12 protein-coding genes are annotated in these 16,680 nt (G+C 33.5%); 2 read left to right on the top strand and 10 right to left on the bottom strand.

Annotated features, from left to right (window positions below; all coding sequences use genetic code 11):
• The first annotated feature begins 435 nt into the window (after nt 1-435).
• Nucleotides 436-2,934: a T9SS type A sorting domain-containing protein gene (locus AB671_RS10600; protein ID WP_066680868.1), complete on the top strand. Its 2,499-nt coding sequence runs from the start codon at nt 436-438 to the stop codon at nt 2,932-2,934.
• A 185-nt stretch (nt 2,935-3,119) separates the two neighbouring features.
• Here AB671_RS10600 and AB671_RS10595 read toward each other — a convergent pair whose 3' ends face one another.
• The 4 genes from AB671_RS10595 to AB671_RS10580 all read right to left on the bottom strand — a co-directional run bounded on the left by AB671_RS10595 (nt 3,120) and on the right by AB671_RS10580 (nt 8,776).
• Nucleotides 3,120-3,782, bottom strand: a complete 663-nt coding sequence (locus AB671_RS10595) for a rhomboid family intramembrane serine protease (protein ID WP_066764777.1) — start codon at nt 3,780-3,782, stop codon at nt 3,120-3,122.
• Nucleotides 3,779-6,364: a DNA gyrase/topoisomerase IV subunit A gene (locus tag AB671_RS10590; protein WP_185114081.1), complete on the bottom strand. Its 2,586-nt coding sequence runs from the start codon at nt 6,362-6,364 to the stop codon at nt 3,779-3,781. Before AB671_RS10590 ends, AB671_RS10595 begins: the two co-directional genes overlap by 4 nt.
• Nucleotides 6,365-6,367: 3 nt before the next feature.
• A complete protein-coding gene (locus AB671_RS10585) occupies nt 6,368-6,820 on the bottom strand; it encodes a hypothetical protein (protein WP_228390910.1) in 453 nt (150 codons plus the stop codon).
• Nucleotides 6,821-6,892: 72 nt separating this feature from the next.
• A complete protein-coding gene (locus tag AB671_RS10580; protein ID WP_066677191.1) occupies nt 6,893-8,776 on the bottom strand; it encodes a DNA topoisomerase IV subunit B in 1,884 nt (627 codons plus the stop codon).
• 173 nt (nt 8,777-8,949) lie between these two features.
• Here AB671_RS10580 and AB671_RS10575 point away from each other — a divergent pair, with 173 nt between their 5' ends.
• Complete coding sequence (locus AB671_RS10575; protein WP_066677193.1) at nt 8,950-10,098, top strand: methionine aminotransferase; 1,149 nt, start codon at nt 8,950-8,952, stop codon at nt 10,096-10,098.
• Nucleotides 10,099-10,116: 18 nt separating this feature from the next.
• Here AB671_RS10575 and cls read toward each other — a convergent pair whose 3' ends face one another.
• From cls to AB671_RS10545, 6 genes are all read right to left on the bottom strand, one after another.
• Entirely contained in the window at nt 10,117-11,586 is a 1,470-nt protein-coding gene (gene cls, locus AB671_RS10570) for a cardiolipin synthase (RefSeq protein ID WP_228390911.1), read from the bottom strand.
• 81 nt (nt 11,587-11,667) lie between these two features.
• The gene (locus AB671_RS10565; protein WP_066677196.1) at nt 11,668-12,432 is read right to left on the bottom strand and encodes an SDR family NAD(P)-dependent oxidoreductase; all 765 of its coding nucleotides are present in this window, start codon (nt 12,430-12,432) and stop codon (nt 11,668-11,670) included.
• An 86-nt stretch (nt 12,433-12,518) separates the two neighbouring features.
• A complete protein-coding gene (locus AB671_RS10560; RefSeq protein ID WP_066677198.1) occupies nt 12,519-13,457 on the bottom strand; it encodes a helix-turn-helix domain-containing protein in 939 nt (312 codons plus the stop codon).
• 47 nt (nt 13,458-13,504) lie between these two features.
• Nucleotides 13,505-14,605: a hypothetical protein gene (locus tag AB671_RS10555; protein WP_066677200.1), complete on the bottom strand. Its 1,101-nt coding sequence runs from the start codon at nt 14,603-14,605 to the stop codon at nt 13,505-13,507.
• Nucleotides 14,606-14,692: 87 nt separating this feature from the next.
• Nucleotides 14,693-15,784, bottom strand: coding sequence for a redox-regulated ATPase YchF (gene ychF / locus AB671_RS10550; protein WP_066677202.1), 1,092 nt, complete (start codon nt 15,782-15,784; stop codon nt 14,693-14,695).
• Between the two features lie 155 nt (nt 15,785-15,939).
• Nucleotides 15,940-16,491, bottom strand: a complete 552-nt coding sequence (locus AB671_RS10545) for a ferritin (protein WP_066677206.1) — start codon at nt 16,489-16,491, stop codon at nt 15,940-15,942.
• Between the last annotated feature and the right edge of the window lie 189 nt (nt 16,492-16,680).

Genomic DNA, 16,680 nt, shown 5'->3' with positions numbered 1-16,680 from the left:
CTCAACAAATTTTAAGTATTGGTTAAAAAGCATTGCAGATAATCATTTAAAAAGAAAAATTTCTAATTTTCATGATTATCTGTCTAAATCCGTAACATTAAATTAACATCCTTTAGAAAAAGCAATTACATTATTTATTATTTTCAAACAAATCTATTCATAAATAGATAAAAAGAAAAATTTTTAATAAAGCTATAAATAATTAATTTTCGTTGCAATACAAAACATTCAATACAGATAAAAACTATTTTATCAATTAAATCATTTCAAAAATAGAAAAACCGATTCAAAACAAAGGTTATTAAAAACTTATTATAACAAGTATTTTTTAAGTTATTAATAATTCAATTAATTGTATTAATTATTTATATATATTTAGTGCAATCGATTACATTTTATCATATTAATATGCTATTAACTTAAACTATTAACGTCATGAAAAAAATTTTAACTTACTTACTGTGCTTTTTCAGTTTTCTGAAAATAGCAGCACAAAACACAACTATTACGCAAGCAACAGGCTGGATGGAGACCGCCTATATTAAATGGACACCCGTAATTGGGGCCGATAGCTATAAAGTCTATTATACCGGTGGAAATTTTACTGATCAAATTATCGACACACAACTGATCCGTAATTATGGATCATATTACAGAGCAGATGCATTAGGACTCAGCCCAGGAGTCTATACCATGAAGGTGGTTCCTGTCATCGGGAACGTAGACGGGCCAGCGACCGTATCGGCACCAATAACCGTAACAGCACACGATAGAACCGGATTTGCACATCATAACGGAAGAGTACCCGGAGCATACAATCTTGATGGAACATTAAAGGCGAATGCTGTCGTTTTATACATTACTCAGGATACCAAAAATACTGTTTCGATGAATGTTACAGGAGCTAATTCTAATCCCTGTGTTGGTTTACAGTCTATTTTAGATGGATTCAAGAAAGGTTTAGATTTCCGACCACTCGTTATCAGATTAATTGGGAATGTTACAGATCCCAACTATATGCTCAATGGAGATATTGTGATTGAAAACAAAAAAATTGCAGCAAGCTCTATCACTTTTGAAGGGGTTGGTTCTGATGCGCTGGTAAACGGCTGGGGGATCAGAATAAAAACAGCAACGAATATTGAAGTTCGTAACTTAGGATTTATGCTTACTGATGCTTCTGAGGGAGATAATCTTAGTTTGCAACAAGACAATACTTATATATGGGCTCACAATAATGATCTCTTTTACGGTGCACCAGGATCAGATGCCGATCAGGCAAAAGGTGATGGCGCCCTTGATGCAAAAAAATCTACGTATGTAACATTTTCATATAATCACTTTTGGGATAATGGGAAGAGTTGTCTTTTAGGTTTAAGTGAGGGTACCACTGCAGATCTATACATTACTTACCATCACAATTGGTTTGACCATTCAGACTCTAGACATCCTCGTGTACGTTTCTTTTCAGCCCATGTTTATAACAATTATTATGATGGAAACTCAAAATATGGTGTAGGATCTACATTAGGTTCGTCGGTATTTGTAGAGGGTAATTATTTCAGAAACTGTAAATATCCTATGTTGATTTCTAAGCAAGGTACAGACATTGCAGGAGGTGCACCCGGAACTTTTTCTAATGAGAACGGAGGCATGATCAAAGCTCACAACAACTATATGACTGGCCAGACCGCTTTTATTCCATACAGTTCAACGGCACTTACTCAGTTTGATGCTTATGTTGCAACAAGCAGGAACGAAGTTTTGGGAAGTAGTATCACTGCTGTACAAGGGGGTGCCACTTATAACAATTTTGACACTAATCCTTCATTATATATTAATTCTTTGGTTGTAGACAGCCCTGTTGTAGCAAGAGATAAAACGATGCAATATTCAGGAAGAGTTTCTGGTGGTGATATTAGCTGGACATTCAACAATGCAGGAGATGATACAAGTTCTGCAGTCAATTTAGGATTAATGGCATTATTACAGAATTATACATCATCTCTTATTTCAGTTCAGGGAATCGCTTCACCTACAGTAAGTTCACAGACATTAAGCATACCTTCTAATAATGACCAAACAGTGATCACTGCCACAGCAATGGCACCGATGATATTTACATGGGGCGGAACAGCCACTGATGTAACAGTATCTGGATTGCCTGCTTCAGGAGTAAATTTCGTGAAAAATACGACCAATAAAACAGTGACGATATCTGGAAATCCTACTGACGATGTGAGTTTCACTGTAAATACTGTCGGATCAGCCGGAACATCAGTTTCAGGAACTGGCAGTATTAGTGTGATTGCGCCGGGAACCCCTCAAGGTAACGAAATCCATAATTTTACTACATCTGCTTTAAACAGTACGTTCTATACATTCACATCAGCAAACATGAACTCTACCGACGGATCTGCAACCTATGATGGAGCAACTCTAACAAAACGTTTAAAATTAGAATCAGCAACATCCATAACGTACAGCACTTTACAAACTTCTACTTTAACGTTAGTTCTGGACCCCACTTTTAACGGCACTGTAAAATTTGACAATGTAAATTATACTGCTACAGCAGGTATTATAACAATTCCGAATATTGCTCCCGGATCACATACTATAACAAAAGGAAGTGTTGCCAATCTATTTTATTTTAAAACAGTATTTAATACTGCAGGAGTTTTAGCCACCCAGGAAAACAGATTAGAAACATTAAATGTTTATCCAAATCCTGTCAATTCTATACTTACTATTTCTACACCAAAAAACAGTTCAGTTGAGCAGGTAATTATATCAAACTCAGTCGGACAAGTTGTTAAAACAATAAATGAAAACATTTCAAAAATTGATATGACAAGTTTAAAAAGTGGTGTTTATTTCTTACAGGTCAAAACTAAAGAAGGAATATTCAATCAAAAAATCATGAAAAAATAATAACTAGTTTTTAAAATTTATTTGATATCCGTCTCGCAATTGTGAAGACGGATATTTTTATTTAATCATAAAATCCCAAGAATTGTTCGAATGATTACAATCTATTTTGAGACGATATTTTGACAAAAAAAACAAAACCAATGAAAATATCCATTGGTTTTTAGTATTTAAGAATTTAGAAATTTCTAGCCAATTCTTTTCCTTATAAATATTTCGTACGCCAAATAAATCAGTGGAAGTGACATGATGAGTAGGTAAAACATATTATGAATTGCATCTTCAGGATAAATAATTACGGTATAAATCAATCCAAAGAAAGCACCTCCTAAATGAGCAGCATGTCCCACGTTATCATTTGACCTTGGTTTTAGCATACTGTAAACAGAATATCCAAAATACAGTAAGCCGAAAAGATACCCCGGAATACTAAGAAAAGGAATAAATATAATTCCAATTTTTGAAAATACTGGATTCAGAGAAACGCTTGCAAAAATAATTCCGGCAACACCTCCACTGGCTCCAATTGCAGAATACCAAGTTTGATTTTTATAAATTAACAAAGAAAAAAGATTTCCCAGCAAAATAGAGGCAATGTATATGATTAAAAACCCAAAAACTCCAAATGCAGCAATTATCGGCGGATAAAACATATAAAGAACGTACATATTAAGCAATAAATGCATGAAATCTGCATGCAGAAAACCAGCAGTCAAAAGTCTGAAATATTCTCTTCTATGCAGAATTGCTCCCACATTAAATTTATATTTCTCAAACATTCTCATATCATTTAAAGCTAAATAGCTAATGATACAGGTAATTGCAATTATAATGATAACTATTGTATTCATTCTGTAGTATTTTCGTTATCATCACTTCCAAACAAATTTCCGATTGTTCCATCATCGTTTGAAGCAGTAAAATCTGGTTCTTCATACACTTCAGGCTCCTCTTCTTCAGGTTCAGGAATAGTGATATTAATGTTTTTAACCTTGAATTTTGTAAACTGGTTTCCGATGGCTTTAATTCCTTTTACAGCAATAAATTCATCGATATTTACAGTTTCAGATTCTCGGTCTTTTCCTTTATCTTTTGCAAAAATAATTTCGGCTGTCGTATTATTAGCGACAATAATTCTTTCAATAAATGATTTAGGATGCTCTGATGGCATAAAAGTTTGGGGATTGGTATTGTTTTCAAGCAAAAATCTTTTGATGAAATACATATCCTTTTCCCCGTCGTAATAAATACAAGTTACCGGCTGATGAGGACGCCATTTTTCAAGAATAATATATTCGTCATCAAAACGATTTCCTAAATCAAAGCTTACCAGTTTTGCTTCACCCTGAGCATTAATGATTAAGATTTTATCGTCCCCTTTAAAACTTCCCAATAAAGTGCCTCTTGCATCTGCGTTGAGTCTTCTTACGGTTTCATCAAACCATATTTTTCTCGGAGCTAAAGTAGAAACACCTTCTTCTTTCAGGTCGACTTTCTTTACAGAATATTTGGTCACCAAATTTCCTCTTGAATCTCTGCCTTTAATGGCTAATTCAGAGAAATCGATTTCCATTTTATTTTTTCTGATTCTAGGATTGGGCTTCAATAAAACAGTTACCACTTCAGCTTCACCATTCGGGTTTGCCGAAAAATAAAGCATATCAGAACCTCTTTTATCAGAACCTAAAGCATAATCTGTATTTCTGGTAACCGCAGTTACCGAAAAACGTTTCATATAATAGGGGCCATCTCTTCCTTCACGGTAAATCATGTTGTAGACGGTGCGTTTATCATTCTTTTTCCAGATAGCAACGTGTTGAATATCTTTTCCGATGAAAGTTTTAGCTTCCACTTTTACGACTTTCATGCTTCCGTCTTTTCTGAATGTAATAATATCATCAATATCCGAACAGTCAAATAAATATTGGTCTTTTTTCAAAGAAGTTCCAATGAAACCTTCTTCAAAATTAGCATAGAATTTTTCGTTGGCAACGGCTACTTTTGATGCATCAATAGTATCAAAAATTCTTAATTCCGTTTTTCTTTCTCTGTCTTTTCCGTATTTTTTCTGAATATTCAGATAATAATCAATCGCATAGGCAATAAGGTTGGCCAAATGGAATCTTACCTGCTCTATTTTCCCTTCTAAAGAAGCTATATTTTCTTTAAATTTATCTAAATCGAATCTTGAAATTCTTTTAATTCTTATTTCGGTTAGCCTTAAAATATCTTCTTCGGTAACTTCTCTTAAAAGATGGGCAGTGTGAGGTTTTAAACCTGCATCAATTGTTTTCAGAACTTCTTCCCAGCTTTTTACCTCTTCAATGTCGTGGTAAATCCTGTTCTCGATAAAAATTCTTTCCAATGATGAAAAATGCCAGTTTTCCTGCAATTCATGAAGTTCGATTTCCAGTTCTTTCTTCAACAAAGAAACTGTATGATCAGTATTCATTTTAAGAATGGTAGAAACATCCAGGAACATTGGTTTGTCTCCAACAATTACACAGGCATTTGGCGAAATGGTAACCTGACAGTCGGTAAATGCATACAAAGCATCAATCGTTTTATCTGGCGAAACTTCGTTGTGAAGATAGATTAGAATCTCTACTTTATCTGAAGTATTGTCTTCAATTTTTTTGATTTTAATCTTCCCTTTTTCATTCGCTTTTAAAACAGAGTCAATTAAGTCTGTTGTCGTTTTAGAAAAAGGAAGCTCAGAAATCATCAACGTATGTTTATCAACCTGAGAAATTTTGGCTCTCGCTCTTACTTTTCCTCCTCTGTGGCCATCATTATATTCTGAAACATCAAGAAATCCTGCTGTAAGAAAATCAGGAAAAACCTGAAAACTCTTTCCGTTTAAATAAGCAACAGAAGCCGAAATCAGTTCGTTAAAATTATGCGGAAGAATTTTAGTCGAAAGCCCCACTCCGATTCCTTCAACCCCTTGTGCCAAAAGCAACGGAAATTTTACCGGTAAATCTACAGGTTCGTTATTTCTCCCGTCATAGGATTTAGACCACTCTGTAGTTTTAGGATTAAAAACTACTTCCAAAGCAAAGGGTGTTAATCTTGCCTCAATATATCTTGCTGCTGCTGCAGAATCTCCTGTATAAATGTTTCCCCAGTTTCCCTGAGTATCAATCAGCAATTCTCTCTGCCCAATTCCCACCATTGCATCGGTGATTGATGCATCACCATGAGGGTGATATTTCATCGTGTTTCCTACGATATTAGCTACTTTATTGTAGCGCCCATCTTCTAATTCTCGCATAGAATGCATGATTCTACGCTGCACAGGCTTTAAACCATCATAAACAGATGGAATGGCTCTATCTAAAATTACATAAGATGCATAATCCAGAAACCAGTCTTTGTATAGTCCTGAAACTTTTTTTAAGCTTTCGCCTTCGTGAGAGTTGTCTTCTATCATTACTTATTCTTGATGTCTTTTCTCTTTATTAGCTATAATTATTTTGTTGAGAGATGTCTTTAAGTCGTTGACTTCTTTTCTCGTTAAATATGAAATTTCATATTTTAAGGTTGTTGTACCAGAATTTTTGCTTGAAATGGTTATGTAAAGTCTTTTGAAAAACAAAACAGAAAACACATCAAATTTTACCAGTTTATATTTTGGAAATTCATCACTTTGAGGTTTATTTAAAAAAGGAATAATATTTCTATTTCTAAAATGAATCGCTTCCCCTTCACTGTCATATTCAAAAATCTGTCTCCCATGTAAATGAATAACAATCAATAATATAATAGGAACAATGATTAAAAAACAACTTTTTTCATCTAAAATATTAAACCTTATCTTATCTACAATAAAACCGATGCATCCGCCCAATAGTATCATCAATAATATGATATTAAAAAAACGATACAAAGGCGTTTTTTTCTTATTACTTAGCCTTATCATATTTATTTTAGTTTTGTACAGGATTAATTTTTATATTTATTAAACCCCTGCTTCATCCAAAATCTCTTTTTTGTTAATATCCTGATCTTCAACTACCAAATTTTCAAGAATGAATACTTGTCGATCAGGTGTATTTTTACCCATATAAAATTCTAAAAGCTGCTCAATCGTCTGATCTTTTCCTAAAACTACGGGTTCTAAACGGATATCTTTTCCAATAAAATGTTTGAACTCATCTGGTGAGATTTCTCCCAGCCCTTTAAATCTGGTAATTTCAGGGTTTTTGCCCAACTCATTTAAAGCTTTCACTCTTTCAAGCTCAGAATAGCAATATCTCGTTTCTTTTTTATTTCTAACTCTGAATAATGGAGTCTGAAGAATAAATAAATGTCCGTTTTTAATTACATCCGGAAAAAACTGAAGGAAGAATGTAATCATCAAAAGCCTGATGTGCATACCGTCGACATCGGCATCGGTTGCGATAATCACCTGATTGTAACGTAAATCTTCAAGACTTTCTTCAATATTTAAAGCAGCTTGCAGCAAGTTAAATTCTTCATTTTCGTACACCACTTTCTTCGTTAAACCATAGCAGTTTAATGGTTTACCTTTTAATGAAAATACAGCTTGCGTATCGACATCTCTTGATTTTGTAATTGATCCAGATGCAGAATCTCCCTCGGTTATAAAGATTTGGGTTTCTGCTTTTCTTTCTGCTTTTTGGTCATTGTAATGCTGTCTGCAGTCACGAAGCTTTTTATTGTGAAGCGATACTTTTTTTGCTCTTTCTCTTGCCAGTTTTTGAATTCCCGAAAGTTCTTTTCTTTCTCTTTCTGAAATTAAAATTTTTCTCTGAATCGCTTCTGCAATTTCAGGATTTTTATGCAAGAAATTATCTAATTTATTTTTTAAGAAATCAATGATAAACGTACGAACTGTTGGCCCGTTTGGCCCCATATCATTCGAACCTAATTTTGTTTTCGTCTGAGATTCAAAAACCGGTTCTTCAACGTTAATCGAAATCGCTGCAACAATTGATTTTCTTATATCAGAAGCATCAAAATTTTTATTAAAAAATTCTCTGATGGTTTTTACATATGCTTCACGGAAAGCATTCAAATGCGTTCCACCCTGCGTTGTATTTTGTCCGTTAACGAATGAAAAATACGTTTCTGTCTGCGATTTATCGGTATGTGTAATCGCTACTTCAATATCATTATCTTTCAGGTGAATAATCGGGTAAAGTGTTTCGTTTTCAAGCTCTTCATCCAACAAATCTTTCAAACCGTTTTCGGAATAGAAAGTTTCGCCATTAAAAATAATTTTCAATCCCGGATTCAGGTACGCATAATTGCGGAGCATTCTTTCGATATACTCTTTTCGATATTTATAGTGAAGAAAAATTTCAGAATCAGGAGTAAATAAAATTTCAGTCCCGTTTCTGTCTGAAGTTTCTTTTTCTTCGTATTCTTCGGTTATTAAACCTCTCGAAAATTCTGCAATTTTCATTTTACCGTCACGGAAAGAACGCACACGGAAATAATCTGAAAGTGCATTCACTGCTTTTGTGCCGACACCATTTAAACCAACAGATTTTTTAAACGCCTTGCTGTCATATTTACCTCCGGTATTCATTTTTGAAACAGCATCGACCACTTTCCCTAGAGGAATTCCACGACCAAAATCTCGAATCATTACTTTTCCGTCATCGACTTTTATTTCAATTCTTTTACCCGATTTCATTCTAAATTCATCAATCGAATTATCCAGAATTTCTTTCAGTAAAATATAAATACCATCATCAGCAGACGAGCCATCGCCAAGCTTTCCGATATACATACCGGGACGCAAACGGATATGTTCCTGCCAATCGAGGGTTCTGATATTATCTTCAGAATAGATAGGTTGTATTTCTTGTGACATATATTATTTCAGCAAACATACAAAAGTACAAAAACGCCGAAAAATATCCGAATTTTTAAGTTTCTATTTATTATTATTTTTTACTAAAGTTTAAAAATTGAGCTACACATTTTTACTCATTTAATCTGAATATTTGAAAATTTGCTTTAATTTAGATTCATAAAGAATTTTAAATGATACAACTTCCTTCTTCGAAACTTCCCAATGTGGGAACAACTATATTCACCCAAATGTCTCAATTAGCTAATCAACATCAGGCAATCAATCTTTCACAGGGATTTCCGGATTTTGAAACTGATTTTGAATTACTGAATTTAGCAAATGATTTCATCAAAAAAGGGTTTAATCAATACTCACCTTTGGGAGGAATTATAGGTTTAAAAGAAGAAATCGCTAGGAAAATAGAGAACAGCCACAGTGCAATTTACCACCCCGAATCTGAGATCACAATTACCGCGGGCGGAACTCAAGCGATCTTCACAGCAATTGCCACTTTCGTACAAAAAGATGATGAAGTGATTATTTTTGAACCAGCTTATGATTGTTACGAACCAACCGTAGAACTTTTTGGTGGAATTGTAAAACGTTTTCAAATGAAAGCTCCAGATTACGAAATCGATTGGAATGTTGTAAGAAATTTGATTTCAGAAAAAACAAAAATGATCATTCTGAACAACCCGAACAATCCTTCAGGAAAGATTTTAAAAGAAAATGACATTCAGGAATTAATTAAAATAGTAAAAGACACCAATATTTTAATCTTAAGCGATGAAGTCTACGAAAACATTGTCTTTGACGGAAACCAACATTTAAGCATTTGTAAATATCCTGAACTCAAAGAAAGAAGTCTATTAGTTGCCTCTTTCGGGAAATTATTCCACATCACAGGTTGGAAAATAGGATATTGTGCCGCACCAAAAGCTTTGACCGATGAATTCAGAAAAGTACATCAATACAATGTTTTTTGCGTGAACACTCCTCTTCAGATGGCTTTAGGAGAATACATGAAAAATAACGAACACTACAATCAACTGAATCAGTTTTTCCAGAAAAAAAGAGATTTTTTAAGACAAGGTTTAGCTCAAACTTCTTTTGAACTCCTCGGTTGTGAAGGAACTTATTTTCAGGCGTTGAAATATGATAAAATTTCAGATAAAAATGATTTTGATTTCGCTACAGAATTAACGATTGATTACAAAGTGGCAAGTATTCCGTTTTCGGCTTTTTATAAAGATAAACTCAATGAAAATGTAATCAGACTATGTTTTGCAAAAAAGAATGAAACTTTAGAAAAGGCGATTGAAAATTTAGCTAAAATTTAATTTCAAATTCTATTTAAATCAGATGAGTGGAGAAAGCAGTCTCGCCAAATGTTCGAAGAAAACTTTATATTTTGACCGTTTTTTCCATTCATTCAATATAATTTCATCACAATCATCAATATCTCCGAGAAATACACTTTGTAGTTTCTGATTAACTTCTTTATCAAAAATAAGTGTATTTACTTCAAAATTAAGTTCCTGACTCCGAACATCCATATTGGCAGTTCCCACACAAGAAAAATCATCATCTATTACCATTGTTTTAGCATGAATAAACCCTTTTTTGTAAAAGAAAATACGAACATTATTTTCGAGCAATTCTTCATAATAAGAGTAAGCAGCTGCGTTTACAATCACAGAATCTCCTGATTTCGGAACCATTAATCTCACATCGAGACCAGAAAGAGCAGCTTGTTTTATTGCATTCAAAACCGTTTCTACAGGAATAAAATAAGGTGTCACGATATATACTTTTTCTTTAGCCGAAAGAATGGCCGAAGTTGTACTCAGCATGATAGAAGGTTTTGTATCGGGTCCACTGGCTGCAACCTGAACTATTTTATTTTCCGAACCTAAATTTTCATATTTAAAATATTCCTGTGATAATTTGGGGATCTTTTCAGTAGCAAAGGTCCAGTTACTTAAGAATAAATACTGAAAATAAAAAGCACCATTTCCCTTAATATACAAATGAATATCGCGCCAATATTGTTTGGAATTAGGATTAATATACTTATCCGAAACATTGATACCACCCGTAAAAACCTCTTTTCCGTCTACAATAATAATTTTTCTGTGATCTCGATAATTTACTCTGTTGGCAAAAACTCGAAAAGTAATTTTATTAACGGGAGAAGTTTCTACACCCGCTTCTTTTAATCTGTTTAATAACTTTTTCCCTATTTTCCCACTGCCCATATCATCATAAAGAAAACGAACGACTACTCCATTCTTTGCTTTTAGCACAAGTAGATCAGCCAGTTTATTTCCAATATCATCATTTTCGTAGATGTAATATTCTAAATGGATGTGATGTTTTGCCTTTTTGATGACCTCAAACACTTTAGCAAACTTTTCTTCTCCATTCACCAATACTTCCACTTCGTTTTCCTGCGTTAAAGGCGAAAACCCAGAATGATAAAGAAAATTAATCGTGGTTATAAAATGATCCAGCTCGTCTTTCCGACTGTTTAGTGTTGCGTAATGAGTTTCTTTAACATATTGTAAACCTCGTCTGAAAACTTCATCATTCCCTTCAATTTTAAAAGTGTAAAATTTATTCTTTCGATAATTGACGCCAAATACAAAGTAGATGATAATCCCTACAAAAGGAAGGAAAACAATCAGCATAAGATAAGCCAGCGTCTTACTCGTGGTCTTTGTATCTATAATAATTTTAGCTGCAAGAAAAAAAACACCTGCAAAGTATAAAATTTCAATCCCAACCAAAATATAAGGAAACTGATCTAAAAACTCTTTAATCATCATAAAATTATCGCTGAATCTAATGTCATTTCATCTATTAAAGATAACAAAAAGGAGCCAATATTTTCGACTCCTTATATTATTTTAAAAAAACATTCCGCCGGAAGCTTCAATTCTTTGAGCCGTAATCCAACGTGCATCTTCGGTGCATAAAAATGCAACCACTCCGCCAATATCATCGGGAAGCCCTGCTCTGCCTAAAGCTGTATTGTTTGCCACCAATGCATTCATATTTTTATCGTCACGGGTTCTTCCGCCTCCAAAATCAGTTTCAATAGCGCCCGGAGCGACCACGTTTGCTTTAATTTTTCTTGAGCCCAATTCTTTTGCCAGATATTTAGTCATCATTTCGACTCCAGCTTTTAACGAACCATAAACAGATGAACCCGGCAAGGCAAATCTCGCCAAGCCTGAAGAGATATTTACAATTCCGCCATCATCATTAATGAAAGGCAAAAATTTCTGAGTTAAAAAGAAAACTCCTTTGAAGTGAATATCCACCATTTCGTCCAACTGTTCTTCCGTAGTATCTGTGATGGGAGCATATAAAGCGGTTCCGGCATTATTAATTAGAAAATCTATATTTCGGCTTCCTGTATTTTTCTCCAAATGATCACCTACATTCTTTACAAATTCCTCAAAACTTTTTGTATTTCTTGTATCCAATTGGTATGCGATTGCTTTTTGACCTAAAGCTTCAATTTCTGCCACCACTTTTTCAGCTTCTTCCTTGTTGCTGTTGTAAGTAATGATTACATCAAGACCTTTTTGTGCAATTTTTAACGCTGAATTTTTTCCTAATCCACGACTTGCTCCTGTAACAAGGGCAATTTTTGTTCTGTTTTCCATAATTGATTTTTTTTGATGGTACAAAGTTGAGTCAATTTCAGATTTATTTATTTACTCCAATCAATCTGAAATTTGCAAAATTCAAATCACGCCCTAAATTCCATGGGTGTAAATGCAGTTTTCCGTTTAAAGAAATTAGAAAAATGAGCAATCTCTTCAAAACCTAAAGCGTAAGAAATTTCGGAAATATTCCAATTGGTTTGTTTTAATAATATTTTAGCCTCCTGAACCAATCGGTCTGCAATAAATTCGGTGGTCGTTTTTCCTGTATTTTCTTTTAAATTCTTATTTAAATAATTGACATGAATGGATAATCTTTCTGCAAAATCATTGGCTACTTTCAGCTGAATTCTTTGACTGGGAGATTCGATTGGAAACTGTCTTTCTAACAATTCGATAAACAGAGAAACCACTCTCACTGCTGCATTGTGTGAATTTCCCACTTTTTCTGCAGGTTGTAATTTTTGTCCGTAATGAATCAGTTCTGAAACATAATTTCGAATTAAATCATATTTAAATTCATAATCAGAATCTATTTCTTTTTTAATTTTCGAAAATAGAAAATCAATTTCATCCGCCATCGCATCCTCAATTTCAAAAACAGGAATCGTACCCGGCTGAAACAAAGGCAAGTCTTCAAGAATATTTTTCGAAGCATTTTTAGTAAAAAAATCCGCTGTAAAAACACAAAAATTTCCTGACTGATTCTCGTCTTCTGGCACATAATGATAAGGAACTTTCGGGGTTGCAAAAAGCAAAGCATTCTTTTTTATGGAGATTACTTTATCTGCATATTCTGCCCTATTTTTTCCTCTAATTAAACTAATCTTATAATATTTCCTTCTGTTGTAAGGCATTTCGGAGGTCTTTTTAACATTGGCAATGGTCTGCGCAATATCAAACACATTAAAATGGCCAATATCTTTGTGAAGACCTTTCGGAAAGATACTTTCCATATCCTTTCCCAATCCTTTAGTCATTTCAAGATAAAAATCTTCCAGAGAAGCATGAGCTAATTTTTCCATAATGCGGAATTTGTATAATTCAAATATAGGAATTTATGAAATATAAGTTAAGTTACATATCCTCCAGCAATTTCTAAAATCCATTTTCCATTTTTATATTCGGCAGAATAATCCGTAGAGCTACTGTTTCCCCACTCTTTTATATAAAAAATATTAGGATTATTTTTATTTCTTTTAATTTTTCCTATTCCGTGTGATGAGACATCGGTAACTTTTAAAAAATCAGTTTTTGATTTTGAATCTTCAGGACTAAACAAAACATGATATTTAGGGCTTATTTGATGAAAATAATCACAATCACTAATGAAAATTTCAAAATAGTAGTTTTTATTACTAAGATTTTCAGATTGGTAATCAGGTAACAACGTTTCATAAAGCTGGGTAAACTTATTCTTTTCAGATTTAAACATTGGATTCAAATCATTAAAATCATCCATTCCATCTCCATCGGTATCTTTATTATTAGGATTTAAACCAAAGCTTTTTTCAAAAATATCGTTATAACCGTCGTGGTCAGAATCTTTTACTAAATCTTCTAATTTTATTTTGAATAGTTTTCCATCTTCAATTGCTGAATAACCATCATAACCTGGCAAACCTGGAACTTTTACGATTTTAACAAAACTTCCTTCAAGCTCTAAAAAACCATTATTAACAATCGGCTTTTCCTGAATTTCATTAATATAATAATGACTAAAGCTTAATCCTAAAAAATAAGCAGAAGGTTTTTCATTTTCTATTTTACAAAGCCAAAATCCGAGCTGGTTTCTACCAAAAGCATACATTACATTTACGATTTTTTGCTGATTAGAAAAAGTAAATTGTTCTGAAAATTTATTATTAAATGTTTTGAATTCCGAATCATATTCTTTCCATCTCTTTTCCATAATCTCTTCCGATTTCGATCCTAGACTGTCTTTTTTAAAGCTTCTAAATTTTTTGAGATTAACAACCTGCAAATAATCCGGCTTTTCTGCAATAATCTTTTTTACATCATTTTTCTGTACTTGCATATCGTGATTATCAATTATTAGATTTTCATCATTTTTAAAATGTTTAGCCCAATGATTATCAGAAGGTATAAAACACCTTTCTTCCAAGCTTTTTGAACACGAAACAATTAGAAGTAAGAAAAATAAATATCTCATAAAATGTTTTTACTAATATATAAAAAAAACGCTCCCAAATTCATGGAAGCGTATTTTAAAATACTATATAACTAACTTTTAATATTTTTAAACATTAAATCTGAAGTGCATGATATCACCGTCCTGAACGATGTATTCTTTACCTTCTACAGAAAGCTTTCCAGCTTCTTTTACTTTTGCTTCAGAACCATACGTTACATAATCATTGTATCTGATTACTTCTGCACGGATGAAACCTTTTTCGAAATCTGTGTGAATTACTCCTGCAGCTTGAGGAGCCGTCCAACCTTGTCCAATCGTCCAAGCTCTTACTTCTTTTACACCTGCTGTAAAATACGTTTGTAGCTTTAATAAATCATAAGCTTTTCTAATCAAACGGTTTACTCCAGGCTCTGTAAGACCTAATTCTTCCAAGAAAATCTCTCTTTCTTCGAAAGTTTCAAGTTCATTAATATCAGCTTCGATTTGAGCTGCCAAAACTACTGTTTCAGCACCTTCACCTTTAGCCATTTCTTCAATCTTTGCAATCCATTCGTTTCCGTTTTTAATAGAATTTTCATCCACATTACAAACGTAAAGAACTGGTTTATTAGTTAAAAGTTGAACTTCACCAATTACCGACTTTGCAAAATCATCCATTGCAAATTCTCTTGCATTTCTACCGTCTTCAAGATGTTTCTGAAGATTTTGAAGTGTTTCGTAGGTTAATAAATCTTCTTTCTTACCAGATTTGATGAATTTTTTCGCTTTTTCAACAGCTTTACCCACTGTTTCCAAATCTTTTAACTGAAGCTCGATATCGATAATATCTTTATCTCTCAAAGGATCTACTGAACCTTCAACGTGGATAATATTTCCGTTTTCAAAACATCTTAAAACATGAATAATCGCTTCACACTCACGAATGTTTGCCAAGAATTGGTTTCCTAAACCTTCTCCTTTACTCGCTCCTTTTACAAGACCTGCAATATCTACGATCTCTACAACAGCTGGCAAAACTCTTTCAGGATTTACCAATTTTTCAAGCTCAAATAATCTCTGATCCGGTACAGAAACCGTTCCCAAGTTAGGCTCGATAGTACAGAAAGGATAATTAGCTGACTGCGCTTTAGCATTGCTTAAGCAGTTAAAAAGAGTTGATTTACCTACATTCGGTAAGCCTACGATTCCACATTTCATAACGTTAGATTCAAAGTTTAAGGTTTAAAGCTCAAGATGATATTACCTTTCGCTTTCAGCCTGCAAATATAGTGATTTTACGGTGGAATTCATAATAAAAAAATCCGCCAATAATTTGACGGATCTTCAGAAATATTTTTTTTTGCTATTTGCATTTATGGATTGGTTCCCGTTGCATCCTGAGCCAGCGGAACATCATTCGGAGCTGATGCCATTGCACTGTCTAAGTTGAATAATGATTCATCTGTAGCTCTGTCACCACCCGCAATTTTCAGTTTATCTATTAAATTGGAAGCTAAAGTTTCTTCTTCGATTTGTTCCTGAACAAACCATTGCATAAAATTCCATGTTGCCCAGTCTTTTTCTTCCAAAGCCAAATCTACAAGCCTGTAAATAGAGGTCGTATTATCTACTTCATGTTGAAAAACACCATCGAAACAAGCCGATAAAGTTTCCGGATCTGCAGGCGGAGCCGGAATGGCATCCACTTTTGGTTTTCCACCCCTGTTTAAAACGTACTCCATAAATTTTATGGAATGATTTCTCTCTTCCTGCGAATGACGGTATAAAAAATTGGCAATTCCCTGATAACCTTTATCATCTGCCCAAATTCCGTACGATAAAAATGTGTGTGAAGCGTGAATTTCTTTATTCATCTGGTCGCTCAATGCTTTTTCCAGCGCAGGTGAAAGTCTGTTGGTATTCATAATTGTATATTTAAGTGTGATTATAGTTATAAATACAAAAATGATTCCGTGAAAAGTTCAGTTCTTTACTCTTAAAAAAAACTACAATACAATCAATTATAAATCAATTGATTAAAAACACAATTTGGATTTAATCTAAAATAAAAAGTCAAAACCTCATCGGAATTGACTTTCAATTTATTGTAAAAA

It is taken from the genome of Chryseobacterium sp. BGARF1, assembly GCF_001677955.1.
Taxonomy (GTDB): Bacteria; Bacteroidota; Bacteroidia; order Flavobacteriales; family Weeksellaceae; genus Chryseobacterium.
The sequence above is the reverse complement of the archived record's forward strand: the minus strand, read 5'-3'. Positions and strand labels throughout refer to the sequence as shown.